A 13,611-nucleotide genomic window follows, 5' to 3' on the forward strand; every position below is an offset into this window, starting at 1 on the left:
AATATCTGGAAAGCATTTTTTGAACAATTCACTTTTTAATTAATAAATATAAAAGGTAGATTATAAAAATCTACCTTTTATATTTCTATATTATTTACTTGTGTTTATTAATATGACAACTTTAAGTTTTCAAGATTAATAATTGTATTTTCATCATTAACATATTTATCATATACTTTTTTAATTGCTTCATAGTTACTTGTAATTAATTCCTTTGATTCTTGATCTAAATCATCTTGCATATCATTATATGCAGACTCTATATTTGAATATCCTCTCCATATATCTTTATCTACCATTACATAGTAACAAGCAGCATTATTAAGAATTAAAGCATCTTTTTCATTTAATGAATATGCTTTTCTTATATTTTCAATTGCTTTCTCATAATCTTTATTATTAAAATATACAGTTCCTAGACTTCTATAATATTTATAGTTATCTTCATTTATAGATATTGCTTTTTTTAAGTTTACAACAGCTTCATCATTATCTCTCATAGCTAAGTTAACAAAAGCTAAATCATAATATATTGCATCTTCATTTTTATTTAAAGATAATGCAAAGTTAAAGCTTTCTTTAGCTTTTTCATAATTTTTCAAATCATTTTCATATATTTTTCCTATGCTCGTAATTAAATTATAATTAAATGGCTCATTATATAGAGCTGTTCTAAAATATCCTTCAAGCTTATCTAAGCTTCCTTTTGCAATTAATATTTCAGGAATTAAAATTCCATATACATTAGAATATAAAGGATTATCTATAATAGCATTATTGCAATATTCTAAAGCCTTATCATATTCTCCATTATTGTAAAGTTCTAAAGCTTTTACATAATTGTACACATATGATTTTTCATCTAACTTATCAACTTCTATTGTGCTATTAACTTCATCATTTAAAATATTTATTAAATTCATATTAGATTCATATAAGGAATTAATTTCATTTAACCAAATCTTATAAACTTCTTCTTGTGGATTTTCTTCTAATAATTTTTTAACCTTTTTTAATAAATTATTTTTATCAAATTCACAAGTTTCCATTATAACATCAAATGACTTTATTTCATTTTTATCTAATTCATAAGATTTCTTTAAATTATCTAAACCATCATCATAATTACCTAACATAATTTGCATTTTAGCTAAAATTGCTAAATCATATGCACTTTTAGTGTCTACTGAATAAAAATTAACAACTTCTTCTGCTAATTTTTTATCATCATTACCTAAATACACTGCAAACATAGTTTTTAATAATGGTTTATATGTATTATATAAATCTAAATAATATTTTCCAAAACTTTCTGCTTGTTCTAATTCATTATTTATATAAAAAGTAAATATAACTTGATTTATTAACTCTTTATCTTGTTCTATATACTTATCACTATCTTCTGCTATTAACTTATCTCTTTTTACTATAGCTTCTCTTAGTAAATTATCTGATTTAGTTATATCACCTTTTACAGAATAAACTTCTGCTTCTTTAACAGTCCATATTGGCCACTCATCTTTACTTTGCATTAACTTATATTCATTAATAGATTCATCAAACTTTCCATCATAATAATATTGTTCAGCTTTATTATCGCTTAATGTTACTGTTTTATCACCCATTATAGCTTGTATTGATACTAGTATTACAAATGCAAAAGCTATAGATAATATTAAGGTTACTATAGAGCCTATATATTTATTTTCTTTATTTTCCTTTAAGGAGTCGTTCTTTTTTCTTTCCATAAATTCCTCCATATTGGTTTAATATTTTTCATTATACACTATAATATTACCAAATTCCTTAATATTTTTCAAATATTTATTAAAATCAAAAAATATTCTGGAATTTTACTTAGAAATAGGAGTTAAAAAATATATTTTTAACTCCTAAATAAGCTTTTCTACTTTTTTAATTTTATGAATCTTCTTTTTTTATTAATCTATTTTCAACAACTGCTACTATTTCATACATTATAAAAGCTATAACTGATAAAATAACTATACTCATCATTACCATATCTAATTGGGCAATTTGTCCACCATATACAATTAAAAAACCTAATCCTTCTCTAGCAACTAAGAATTCTCCCATAATTACTCCAACCCATGATAATCCTACATTTATCTTTAAAGCTGAAATTATAACTGGAATACATGCTGGAAAAATTAAATATCTTAATGTTTGCCATTTACTTGCACCAAATGTTTTCATTAATAATATTTTCCCCTTATCTACCTCTTTAAATCCAGTTAAAACACTTATTATGGTTGTAACTATTGAAATCAGTAAAGCAATAGTTATAATAGCTGATGTTCCATTTCCAACCCAAAATATAATTATAGGTGCAAGTGCAACCTTAGGAAGAGCATTTAAAACTACTAAATATGGATCTAATACTTTACATGCAGTTTCTGATGACCACAGAAATACAGCAACTATAACACCAAGAATTGTTCCTAAAACAAATCCTAATATAGTTTCATAGCAAGTTACCCAAATATGTCTTGCTAATGTTCCCCCTTCTATAAATTTAACTAGTGATTTAACTATTCTACTAGGGCTTGATGTTAAAAATGGATCAATCCATTTAAGTTGTGCTGCTATTTCCCATAGTGAAATAAAAATAACTAATATAGAAATCCTAAGAATAGTAATTTTAATTTTTCTTTTTTTTATACTTTTTAAATATAATTCATGTTCCTCATTCATTTGCATCCTCTATTTCCCCCCATAATTTTTTAAAGTACTCATTATATTCATTTTCTTTTCTCTTATCAAATGGAGTTAAATAATCTTTTTCAAATGAAATTGTTACATCATCTTTAATTGTTGCTGGTCTAGCACTAAGCACTAATACTCTTTTAGACATTGTTATAGCCTCACCTAAATCATGAGTAACCATTATTGCAGTTTTACCTTCTTTTTTTATTATCTCATATACATCATCTGTAACCATTAATCTACTTTGATAATCTAAGGCTGAAAAAGGTTCATCTAATAATAATACCTCCGGTTTTAATGCTAATGTCCTTATAAGTGCTACCCTCTGCCTCATTCCCCCTGATAATTCAGTTGGTTTATGCTTCTCAAACCTTTCTAATCCGTAATCTCTTAATAATTCGCATGCAAACTCTATGTTTTCTTTAGTATATATTTTTTTAATCTTTAGTCCTAACATTATATTTTCTCTTACTGTTAACCATGGAAATAAAAAGTCCTTTTGAAACATATATCCCATTTTATCTAAATTATTTTTAACTTCTGGATCATTATATTTAACTTCTCCTGAAGAAGGTTTTAAAAGCCCACTAATTATATTTAAAAGAGTAGATTTCCCACAACCTGATGGCCCAATTATACTTATAAATTCTCCATTATTAACAGTAAAATTTATATTTTTTAAGGCTTCCGTTACTCCATCTTTCTTATGATAATTCATATTTACATTTTTTATCTCTAAGAGACTCATTTTTTACACCTCCTCTAGTTAATTAAAAGTTTTTAATGTTAATTATTTCATAGCCTTATTTGCAAAATCATTATTTACAATAATATCAAAATCTGGTCTTGTTTTTATTAAAGTAGAATCATAACCTTGTATTATATCCATTAATCTATTTAATCCCTCTTCACTTACAACTGGATTTTCTGAATAAGCATCTATACTCTTATAATTATCAATAACTTGGGCTATAACATCTACATCTGTTCCAGGAAAATATGAAGATATTGATTTCGCAACTTCTTCATTTGTATGTTCTTTAACCCATTGTTGAGCTTTATATATTGCATTTGTAAATTTTTGTACTACTTCTGGATTTTTATCCATGTAAGATTTTGTTGTATAAAAACATGTATATGATATATTACCTGCTGATTCTCCAACAGAAGCTACAATACTTCCACCTTCATCATTTTCAAGCATTGTTGCTGTAGGCTCAAATAATGCTACATAATCACCAGTACCTGACTTAAATGCTCCTGAAGTTGCAGTAAAATCAATATTAGTTACCATATTAACATCTGTTAATGGGTTTAATCCATTTTCTCTAAGAACATATTCTAATGCCATTTCTGGTATTCCACCCGGTCTTCCACCAATAAGCTCTTTTCCTTTTAGTGATCTCCAATTAAAATTTTCTTCTGCTTCTCTTCCTACTAAAAATGAACCATCTCTTTGAGTAAGTTGTCCAAATACTACTGGATAATCTTCTCTTCCTTGATTATAGATATAAACTACTTGCTCTGGCCCTGAAAAACCAATATCAGCATTTTTACTTAATAATTGTTGCATAGTCTTATCTGCACCTTGTCCAGTAGATAAATCAATTTTTAAACCTTCTTCTTCAAAAAATCCTTCACTAATTGCTACATACATAGGTGCATAAAATACAGACCTAACAACTTCATTCAATCTAACAGTTTGTAACTTATTATTACCTTTATCTGTTGATTTTTGACATCCAACAAAGGAAATTCCCACAATAACTACTAATGCTATAACAGTAGCAAATCTTTTAAAGAACTTACACATCTTTACTCCTTTTTTAGATAAACTAATTATATTATTATAATTCATATTATGATTTGTAATTATCTTTTGTTAATTAATGATAGTTAAGATTTATAGAAGTTTTTAAAGTTATTCCTTAAATGATATTAAGCAATATAAATTAAAATTATGAAGTACTTATAAGTATTTACTATTCTTTTTTTAAATGTTAAAGTATTTTGTATATAACTTTTTAAATTTAAGTTTTAACTTTTTATAAGGTTTTAAAAATAATTTATTAAAATTTTATAATGAAAAACTGTAAGATAAAAGAAAGGACTGATTTATAAATGAAATTTTTTAGAGAATCTATTTTACTTCTTAGCATTTATTTTGCAGGTGAAATAATTTCAAAATTACTTAACTTGCCTGTTCCAGGAAGTATAATAGGAATGGTTTTACTATTTGTTTTGTTAACATCAAACATAATAAAAGTTGAAAAAGTTGAAAATTTAGCTAATTTCTTTTTAGATCATTTAGCATTTTTCTTTATTCCAGCTGCTGTTGGACTTATGACATCATTTGCATCTCTTAAGGGAAGCATTTTAAAAATAATAATTTTATGTATATTAACAACTATAATTGTTATTGGTATTACAGGAATTATAGTTCAATTTATATGCAATAAAAAATCTCCTAAAGATAACAAAAAAAACTTAATTAACAAAAAGGGGGCTTAATTAAATGGATGTGTTTACAAATAATATGTTCTTTGGAATATTCATTTCTTTAATTGCTTTTGAAATAGGTTTATTTATTTATAAAAAAACAAAATTTCCACTTTTTAATCCACTTCTAATAGCTACAATACTTGTAATTGGATTTTTAAAAATATTTAATATTGATTTTGATACTTATAATAAAGGTGGACAATTTATAAATGTATTTCTTGGGCCAGCTACAGTTGTTTTAGCTGTTCCTTTATATAAAAATTTATCATTACTTAAAGAAAACTTTTTACCTATATTTACTGGAATTTTTGTTGGAAGCTTAGTTAGTGTGTTATCAGTTATTTCAATTTCACTTTTCTTAGGATTAGATAATAGTTTAACTGCTTCTTTATTATCAAAAAGTGTTACCACACCTATAGGTATTGAAATAACTAATAGTTTGGGTGGAAATTCATCAATAACAGTTTTAGCTATTGTTCTTTCTGGAATAATGGGGGCTGTAGTTGGGCCTACTGTTTTTAAAGTTTTAAGAATCAATCATCCAATTGCTAAAGGTATTTCTTTAGGAACAGCTTCTCATGCAGTTGGAACAAGCAAGGCTTTAGAAATTGGTGAAACTGAAGGGGCTATGAGCTCATTATCAATTGGGGTTGCAGGAATATTAACTGTATTTTTAGCACCTGTTTGTTACTCAATTTTATCAATATTTATGTAAATAATTATAGTGATTTTAAGATAATAAATCTGTCTAATACTTTAAATTTAATATTAGGCAGATTTACTTTATAAAAATTGCTTAAATCATATTAAGGATTTTTTTATTTAACTTTTGATTCTCCACTTAATAGGTTTTCTAGTTTTCACAATATCAAAATTTTCATAAATCTATGTAACAGTATATTTCATAAAATTATACTTTTCTAAGTAAATTCTAGATATGCTATAATAAGTTTAACAGGGACAAGTATTATAGAAGGGTTATAGTTCCTATTAAATTCTCGATATGCTATAATATTTTAAAGAAAATAAATTTGATAAAATGAGTTATAGTTCCTATTAAATTCTCGATATGCTATAATGGTGAGGGGATAGGCAAAACGTGCAAGGTTGTTATAGTTCCTATTAAATTCTCGATATGCTATAATGAAGGCGACAATGAAAAAGCTATAGAAAGAGTTATAGTTCCTATTAAATTCTCGATATGCTATAATTAACCAAAGAAGCATACCTAATACTATCACGTTATAGTTCCTATTAAATTCTCGATATGCTATAATAGAAAGTCTAAAAGTCCTTAGAATCACTAAGATTTAAGGACTTTTAGTTTATTAAAAAACATTTAATTGGCTTGAATTTATCTTTTTTTCCTGCGTTTTTGGAGAGCCTACCAAAAATTTCATTTCACTATACTGCTTTTCTGTCAACTGAAAATATCTAACTGAACCTTTTGGTGGTAAATTAGCTTTTAATCTATTAATATGTTTTTCAACACCATCAGCACCATTACAAATTCTAGAATATACTGAAAATTGAATCATTAAATATCCATCATTTAATAAAAAACGTCTAAAACTTTGATACTCTTTTCTATCCTCTTTTTTAACTACTGGTAAATCAAAAAATACAATTATTCTCATAAATCTTCTACTCATAAAAATGATATTCTAAACTCTTTATTTTTGGTAATTTTAATAATCTAAAATCCTTTTTACTACAAGCAGTTGTATAAGAAGATATCATTTTATCAATAGCATTTAAAATAGAATGATTTTTCCCATCAATAATACATTGATAATTTAATAAATTAACTAATTCAATTCTATGTTCTCTTTATAACAAGTACTGATATATCTTCTATTGGAATTTTAAACTCTTCTCCATTATTGATAATTAAATTATTATTCTTAACACTTAAAGTAGCCGAATTTGAAATAATTACACTTCTAAAGCTCAACTTCTTTCACCTTCTTTAACTTTATGATAATAACCTAAAACATCTACTTCATATTTATTAAGCAATGTAACTTCCGATTTTATGCCAACTCCTCTATAGCGCTTTGAATTGTCATGATTTTCTATAACTAATGTAGCTGTTGATCTATCAAATCCATCATAATATCCAAAATATCCTTTTTTCTTCCTATACTCTATTCTAATTAAATCATTTTTATATATAGAATACTTAAAATTAAAGCTTTCATCTATAATTGTCCATTCATCTTCTCTTTTTGCTGCAGTTGCAGCTCTATTTGGAATAATTCCATTTAATAATTGGTATCTATATATAGGAACCACAAAATATTTATCTTCCTTTTTATAAATATCAATTCTAACCATACCTTCTTTAGCTGATAATCCCCCATTTACCTCAATTCCATCCTTAAACGGAACAGTGGTTTTAACCTTAATACTTCTTACAATTGGTCCTAATTTTCCATTCTTTGTCGGCTTTCTAAACTCTTCAGAAAAAGCTTTTTTCCCATCATAATTAAACACTTTCATTCTCTCAATGATTGCATCATAAAGTCTTTTATCACACTCATAATTATATAAATTATCTAAATCCTTCTCTTTAAGATCACTTAACTTTTTCTTACTAACAAAATAACCTTCTTTAAAATCTTTCTTAGAATATATGGTTTCCTTAAATAGTTTTCCTCCAATTTTTCTAAAAGGAACTCTAGAAACAAATATAGGTCTTAATGAATTTGAAATAAAGTCCTTATCATAAGAATTAATAGATATTTTTTTAAGTTCTTCTTTAGGATCATCACTTAATCGTAGCATTAACTCTTGACTGAACCCTTGCCATGGCCTTGGTAAAATTCCATTTCTTTCAGCTTTATATTCTTCTAAATTTACAATTTTACCTGTTTCAACATCTATATAATCATCATATTTTCTAATATACTTAAGCTCATTAGCTTTACTATAATGTGATATCTTCTGAACCATCCCTTGAGTTGCTACTGCAACTATAGTTGCATCTAATGCGTGATGCTTATCACCATCTTCCCTTATCTTAGACAGTCCCCATACAGCTCTTAAATAAGCTGTTGCTCTACCATTTATAGTTATTACCTTTTGTTTTGATTCACTTTCCTTAAATTCTAATCTACTATTTACAAAATTAGAAATATACCTACAAATATACTTAGTATCATATAAATTTCTAGGTTTCCATTCTTTTTGTTCTTCTTTAGAAAACTTCTTTTTTAATAAATTATTCTTTTTCTTATAATTTAAATAACTTCCTTTAACCCAAATCTCATATTTATTCCAACGCTCAATATCTGAACCAAAGTATTCATACGGAGTTCTATTTCCTTTTCTTTGGTTTTCAGTGCCCATAACTAAAACCTTGTTAGATAAACTGTCATCAAAACATCTACTAAATGGTATAATATGATCTATTTCACAATATCCAGCTTCAAATAACCTTTCAATATATATTGGTTGTTGAGTATATGCACATTCTCCTCGTTGCTGTTGCCATAATCTATACTTTAATACTTCTCTGGCTGTTGGTACCTTCCCCATAAGCTCTTCAAGTTGTTTTTTTATTTTATCTATATTATCTCTATTTTCTTTTTGTTCTTTTTCAATAGCTTTTCTATCCTTAAAATTCTTAGATAATTCTCTAGCTAATTCTATATTAATTCTTATTGGTGATCCATATCTATCAATCACTGCATTAATTACCTTTCTAGTTTGTGCTAAAGCTCTAACAACTACTGGATTAACTATTTCATCTATTTCAATAACAGGTAGCTTTTTACACCTTTCACCTTTATATATAGCTTTAAAATCATATCCAGCTTTTTCACAAGCTTCATTATACTGATATCCCTCTTTCATAAAAGGTAGAATTTTATCTATAGCTTCTATAGATAAATTATTAAATTTACTAAATGATATATCACTAACTGCTTCTATTATTTCAGTTGGAATATCTCTTAACCTTAATTGCTTTTCAATTTCTTCATCCGCTTTACCTAAAGTAAGAACATATGCAATATCATTTAACATCTTTTTATTGTCTTTTATATTTTTCCAATATTCCTTATTTACACCATCTTCTATTGTTTTTTTTATTTCATGATACCCCTTTAAAGAAATGAACTTAGTATTTTCAGTTTTACTTATTTCTTTATCTATACCGTAAGTTAAAGTTGAAAATCTTTCTTCATCATTTAGAGATAATAACTTCCTCAAACCTGAATACTTTATTTCTTTTTTATTAAAAGCTTCATTAACAATTAAATTTCTTTCTCCATTATTTAATTTTCGCTTTTCTCCATTACAAACTATAGATAATTTATTTATACTCTCATATAATACAAATTCCTCTGCGGAAATACAATTTTTAGGAGCTCTTTTATATCTTTTCTTTTCAAAAGTACACCATCCAACTTTCTTTTCAAGTTCTTCAAAATTTGAATAAGGTCTTTGAGAATTAAATATCTCTAAATACTTATCCTCAACATCAGTTGATGCATTTTTATTACCAAATTTTCTTTGCTGTTCAAATAGTATATGTATTTCATTTCTTATCATATCTCTAGAAACACATCTATTATATTCACCTGATTTATTCCTAAAAGCTTTATATTTATTCTCTTTTGATATTGTTTCTTTATATATTAATTCACCTATAGTTCTTGATTTAGTTTTTTCAATCCTTTCAGCATTAATCTTTATACTTTTTAAGATTTGTCCCATTTCCTTATCTTTAGCTTCATTTTTTCTATTTGATTTAAACCCTCTTCTTTTACATAAATTAATTAATATCTTTGCCCATTCCTTATTAGAAAGCATTCTATCTAACCCTTGAACTCTTGCTTCCCACACACTAATTATATCTTTATTAGTAAAAATATTATTAAGTTCTGATTCTGTTAAAATGCTTTCAGATACTATAAGCTTTTTTACTCTATTAATTCTATAGGCCTTTCTTCTAATTAATCTTCTTCTCCCTCTAGCCATTCTTCTTGGCAAGGAAAGAGATGCCCCATCCTTAGGATTTTCTGCTGCATTAAATATTCTAACACCTAAATCCTCTATTCTATTTAAGTCTAAGTTAATTATTGACCATCCAACTGAAGTTACCCCTATATCCAAACCTAAGGCGTAGTTAATTTCTTTGTTCATATTTTTACCCCCTTGTTATATTTTTACATACAACTATAAAAAGATACCCCTATATTCAAAAGAACATAGGGGATACTTTACGGCTTAATGCCTTGTTATAGTAACTAGTTAAACTCTCGATATGCTATAAAAACATTTTATCTAGTTATTAATTATATTTTATATAATATTTAAATATTATGTCAACATTTTTCTTATTTTACATACATATAATTTTCCTAATTTATAAATTCAAGTTTCCAATTATAATATCCTGATTCTTCATTTTTTTCATATCTTAAATATGCAGAGAAAAAGCTTCCTTTTTTGCTCTTTAAATTTCTAAAACCTACTTTTCCATTTTTAAGAAGCAATTCAACCATTTCTTTAGTTACCTTTTTTCCTAAGCCCTCTATAAATCTATCATTTTTCCAAATAGTAAACTTACATCCATTTTTCCAATTAATACATCCAAATCCTTTTTCACCTTCAATAATATCATTTCCACATACAGGACATTTACCTATACTCTCTATACCTTCTGGTAATTCAACCTTAAATATTTTTAATCCACCTGTATCTTTCTTAATATCATCTACAGCCTCAATAGTAAACTCTTTTATCATATTTAAAAAATCATCTTTTTTAAATTTTCCCTTTTCAATATCAGATAAAGTTTTTTCAAGCTTCCCTGTATATTGAAGATCTAAAAGTTCTTTGACAGGAAATATTTCGACTAAGTTTTTTCCAAGTTCAGTACAAGTTAAGCTTTTCCCTTTTGATTTAATATATCCAGTATCTTTTAGCTTCTTAATAGTTTCTGCCCTTGTTGCTGGTGTACCTATACTAAATCCGCTTAATATAGCTTGCATCATTTCTTTAGAATCCTCTTCATCTTTAAAACTCTTTCCACAAGTCTCCATAACTCTTAATAAAGTTTTTTCATTATGAAGCTTTGGTGGCTTCTTAGTTACAGTATTGACTTTTCCATCAACCACTTGTACTATTTCCTTCTTATTTACAAAAGGTAAAATAGTATCTTTTGTTTCTATTTTTTCAACTATTCTCCAACCTTCAATTATTTGAACTCTACCTTTAGCTACAAAAACTCCCTTAAAGCTTTCATCATGAACTTTTACTGTTAACTTAGTTTCTTCAAATTCTGCTACTTGCATAAATTGCATTATAAACCTATTCTTAATTGCAATATATACAATTTCCTCATCCTTATTTAAACCTGTAGGTTTTATATAAGTTGGTGTTATAGCACTATGACTTTCTACTTTAGAATTATCAAATATTCTTTTATTATCTATAAATTTAATTTTATCCTCATAGGATAATCCTTGTTTTACTATTTCTAAAACTTTTCTTGTCTTATCTTTTAAACTTTCATCTAAAGCCATACTTCCTGTTCTTGGATAAGTAATAAATTTCTTTTCATAAAGGCTTTGTGCTACTTTTAATACTTTATCTGAAGTCCACCCCTTATACTTACTTGTTATATATCCTTGCAAACTAGATAAATTAAATAAAAGTGGTGCATATTCTCTTTTTTTCTCCACTTGCTTATCTACTATTTCACCTTGTTTATCTTTTAAATGCTTTTTTAATTCTTCAACAACCTTTTTATCTTCAAACTTTTCATTATTTTTTTCATTATAATAGGTTCCCTCAAACTCTTCATTATTTATTGTTTTAAAGGTTACTAGTAACTTATAATATGTAGATGCTTTAAAATTTTCTATTTCTTTATCTCTATCATATATTATTTTCAATGTAGGAAGTAAAACCCTTCCTATATTAATCATTTTACTTTCCTTTCCTGCTTTACCATACCTTAATGTTGATACTGAAGTTAAATTTATTCCTATAATCCAATCTGCCCATTGCCTACTTATCCCTGCATCTTGAAGAAACTTAATTTCTGAATTTTCCTTTAAATTATTCATTCCCTTTTTTACTTCATCTGGTGTCCATTCATTTAATAGTAATCTATATATAGGTTTATTTTGATTTAGATACATAAATACTTCTAGTGATATAAGCTCACCTTCACGGTCTTGGTCTGTTGCAGATATAACACCATCTACATCATCACGCTCTATTAAGGTTTTAATTATATTAATTTGCTTTTCTGCACCTTTATCTGTAACACTTCTATTTACATTATCACATTTAATTTTATATTTAAACTCTTTGGGTATAAATGGAAATTTATCCATCCTCCAGCCTTTCATATTTTCATCATAATCTTTTGCATCAAATAATTGAAATAAATGACCAAAAGCCCATGTTACTAAATAATCATCACCTTCAAAAAATCCATCTTTTCTATTTTTGATATTGTATGCATCTGCAATATTTTTAGCCACAGAAGGTTTTTCTGCAATTATTACTTTCTTCATATAAGTCTTCCTCCTTAAAGCCTTTTTCTATAAATACTACATTTTTCTTATTTTTAGCTATGTACATATAATAATATAGCATTTATATATTATCAACAATCTATAATACAATCAAAATAATTATATGAGATAAAAATTAATAGTAAAAAATAATAGCTAACAATATTATATAAAATATGGCTCATCCATAGATTTAGTTTATTAACTAAACTTTCTTACTATAAGATGAACCATTTTTATTTATTACATTTCATTAAATATCCATACATAAAGAGTTAAGTATGAAGAAAATGTAACCCATAATATATAAGGTATCATAAATATACCTGCTCTTTTATCACATTTAAAAAACTTTATAGTTGTAATTATAATTAAAATTAATAATAAAATTGTTAATATAAAAGAAATACCATATAATCTTAAATTAAAAAATATTATTGCCCATAAAAAGTTTATTAATAATTGAATAAAATAATAAAAATATCCATTATAATCATTTTTGCCATATTTATTATTCATGTAAATTCTATATGAAGCAATACCCATTAAAAAATATAAAACAACCCAAACAACTTGGAAAACAATAGCTGGTGGATTAAACATACTTTTTCTAAGAGAATCATATGTACTCATTGAACCTTTAGTAATTAATCCTATTAAAACCCCCCCAATTACAGGTATTAAAATATTTCTTAATAATGCAATAAAATCAAACTTATTATTTACACAAAATATTTCTTTAATAAAATTTTTTCTTTTTCCCTTTGGAATTTTTTTATCTTTTAATTTTTTATTCATTATAATCACCTCTTATTATTATTAATAAAAATATATGTTTCATAAT

At 25.8% G+C, this 13,611-nt stretch carries 11 protein-coding genes and 1 CRISPR repeat array; of the genes, 2 read left to right on the forward strand and 9 right to left on the reverse strand.

Features of this window, described 5'->3' with window-relative positions:
• Nucleotides 1–107: 107 nt before the first annotated feature.
• From QZ321_RS02720 to QZ321_RS02735, 4 genes are all read right to left on the reverse strand, one after another.
• Nucleotides 108–1,748: a tetratricopeptide repeat protein gene (locus QZ321_RS02720; RefSeq protein ID WP_291746324.1), complete on the reverse strand. Its 1,641-nt coding sequence runs from the start codon at nt 1,746–1,748 to the stop codon at nt 108–110.
• Nucleotides 1,749–1,920: 172 nt separating this feature from the next.
• Nucleotides 1,921–2,715 (reverse strand): ABC transporter permease, encoded by a 795-nt coding sequence (locus QZ321_RS02725; protein ID WP_290459435.1) that lies wholly within the window; start codon nt 2,713–2,715, stop codon nt 1,921–1,923.
• The gene (locus QZ321_RS02730; protein WP_290459398.1) at nt 2,708–3,475 is read right to left on the reverse strand and encodes an ABC transporter ATP-binding protein; all 768 of its coding nucleotides are present in this window, start codon (nt 3,473–3,475) and stop codon (nt 2,708–2,710) included. The genes QZ321_RS02725 and QZ321_RS02730 overlap by 8 nt, the downstream gene beginning before the upstream one ends.
• Nucleotides 3,476–3,517: 42 nt before the next feature.
• A complete protein-coding gene (locus QZ321_RS02735; protein WP_291746326.1) occupies nt 3,518–4,540 on the reverse strand; it encodes an ABC transporter substrate-binding protein in 1,023 nt (340 codons plus the stop codon).
• A 308-nt stretch (nt 4,541–4,848) separates the two neighbouring features.
• Here QZ321_RS02735 and QZ321_RS02740 point away from each other — a divergent pair, with 308 nt between their 5' ends.
• Nucleotides 4,849–5,238 (forward strand): CidA/LrgA family protein, encoded by a 390-nt coding sequence (locus QZ321_RS02740; protein ID WP_291741368.1) that lies wholly within the window; start codon nt 4,849–4,851, stop codon nt 5,236–5,238.
• A gap of 4 nt (nt 5,239–5,242) precedes the next feature.
• Nucleotides 5,243–5,944: an LrgB family protein gene (locus tag QZ321_RS02745; protein WP_291741370.1), complete on the forward strand. Its 702-nt coding sequence runs from the start codon at nt 5,243–5,245 to the stop codon at nt 5,942–5,944.
• A gap of 196 nt (nt 5,945–6,140) precedes the next feature.
• Nucleotides 6,141–6,506: a CRISPR direct-repeat array (repeat unit 36 nt; unit sequence GTTATAGTTCCTATTAAATTCTCGATATGCTATAAT).
• Nucleotides 6,507–6,557: 51 nt separating this feature from the next.
• Here the strand turns inward: QZ321_RS02745 and cas2 are convergent.
• The 5 genes from cas2 to QZ321_RS02770 form a co-directional block, all read right to left on the reverse strand.
• A complete protein-coding gene (gene cas2, locus QZ321_RS02750; protein ID WP_291741372.1) occupies nt 6,558–6,881 on the reverse strand; it encodes a CRISPR-associated endonuclease Cas2 in 324 nt (107 codons plus the stop codon).
• A gap of 167 nt (nt 6,882–7,048) precedes the next feature.
• A complete protein-coding gene (locus QZ321_RS02755) occupies nt 7,049–7,183 on the reverse strand; it encodes a hypothetical protein (RefSeq protein ID WP_290459402.1) in 135 nt (44 codons plus the stop codon).
• Entirely contained in the window at nt 7,180–10,380 is a 3,201-nt protein-coding gene (gene cas9, locus QZ321_RS02760) for a type II CRISPR RNA-guided endonuclease Cas9 (RefSeq protein WP_294196151.1), read from the reverse strand. The genes QZ321_RS02755 and cas9 overlap by 4 nt, the downstream gene beginning before the upstream one ends.
• A 218-nt stretch (nt 10,381–10,598) precedes the next feature.
• Nucleotides 10,599–12,767, reverse strand: coding sequence for a type IA DNA topoisomerase (locus QZ321_RS02765; RefSeq protein ID WP_294196154.1), 2,169 nt, complete (start codon nt 12,765–12,767; stop codon nt 10,599–10,601).
• 243 nt (nt 12,768–13,010) lie between these two features.
• Nucleotides 13,011–13,565 carry a TspO/MBR family protein gene (locus QZ321_RS02770; RefSeq protein ID WP_291746332.1) on the reverse strand — a complete coding sequence of 185 codons (555 nt, stop codon included), beginning with the start codon at nt 13,563–13,565 and terminating at the stop codon, nt 13,011–13,013.
• Nucleotides 13,566–13,611: the final 46 nt, after the last annotated feature.

This window comes from uncultured Clostridium sp. (genome assembly GCF_910588715.1).
In the GTDB taxonomy this organism is placed as follows: domain Bacteria; phylum Bacillota; class Clostridia; order Clostridiales; family Clostridiaceae; genus Clostridium.

Excerpts from the sequence above, each read along its gene's own strand:
- QZ321_RS02720 (WP_291746324.1), bottom strand. The coding sequence starts at position 1,748 with ATGGAAAGAAAAAAGAACGACTCCTTAAAGGAAAATAAAGAAAATAAA.
- QZ321_RS02725 (WP_290459435.1), bottom strand. The coding sequence starts at position 2,715 with ATGAATGAGGAACATGAATTATATTTAAAAAGTATAAAAAAAAGAAAA.
- QZ321_RS02730 (WP_290459398.1), bottom strand. The coding sequence starts at position 3,475 with ATGAGTCTCTTAGAGATAAAAAATGTAAATATGAATTATCATAAGAAA.
- QZ321_RS02735 (WP_291746326.1), bottom strand. The coding sequence starts at position 4,540 with ATGTGTAAGTTCTTTAAAAGATTTGCTACTGTTATAGCATTAGTAGTT.
- QZ321_RS02740 (WP_291741368.1), top strand. The coding sequence starts at position 4,849 with ATGAAATTTTTTAGAGAATCTATTTTACTTCTTAGCATTTATTTTGCA.
- QZ321_RS02745 (WP_291741370.1), top strand. The coding sequence starts at position 5,243 with ATGGATGTGTTTACAAATAATATGTTCTTTGGAATATTCATTTCTTTA.
- cas2 (WP_291741372.1), bottom strand. The coding sequence starts at position 6,881 with ATGAGTAGAAGATTTATGAGAATAATTGTATTTTTTGATTTACCAGTA.
- cas9 (WP_294196151.1), bottom strand. The coding sequence starts at position 10,380 with ATGAACAAAGAAATTAACTACGCCTTAGGTTTGGATATAGGGGTAACT.
- QZ321_RS02765 (WP_294196154.1), bottom strand. The coding sequence starts at position 12,767 with ATGAAGAAAGTAATAATTGCAGAAAAACCTTCTGTGGCTAAAAATATT.
- QZ321_RS02770 (WP_291746332.1), bottom strand. The coding sequence starts at position 13,565 with ATGAATAAAAAATTAAAAGATAAAAAAATTCCAAAGGGAAAAAGAAAA.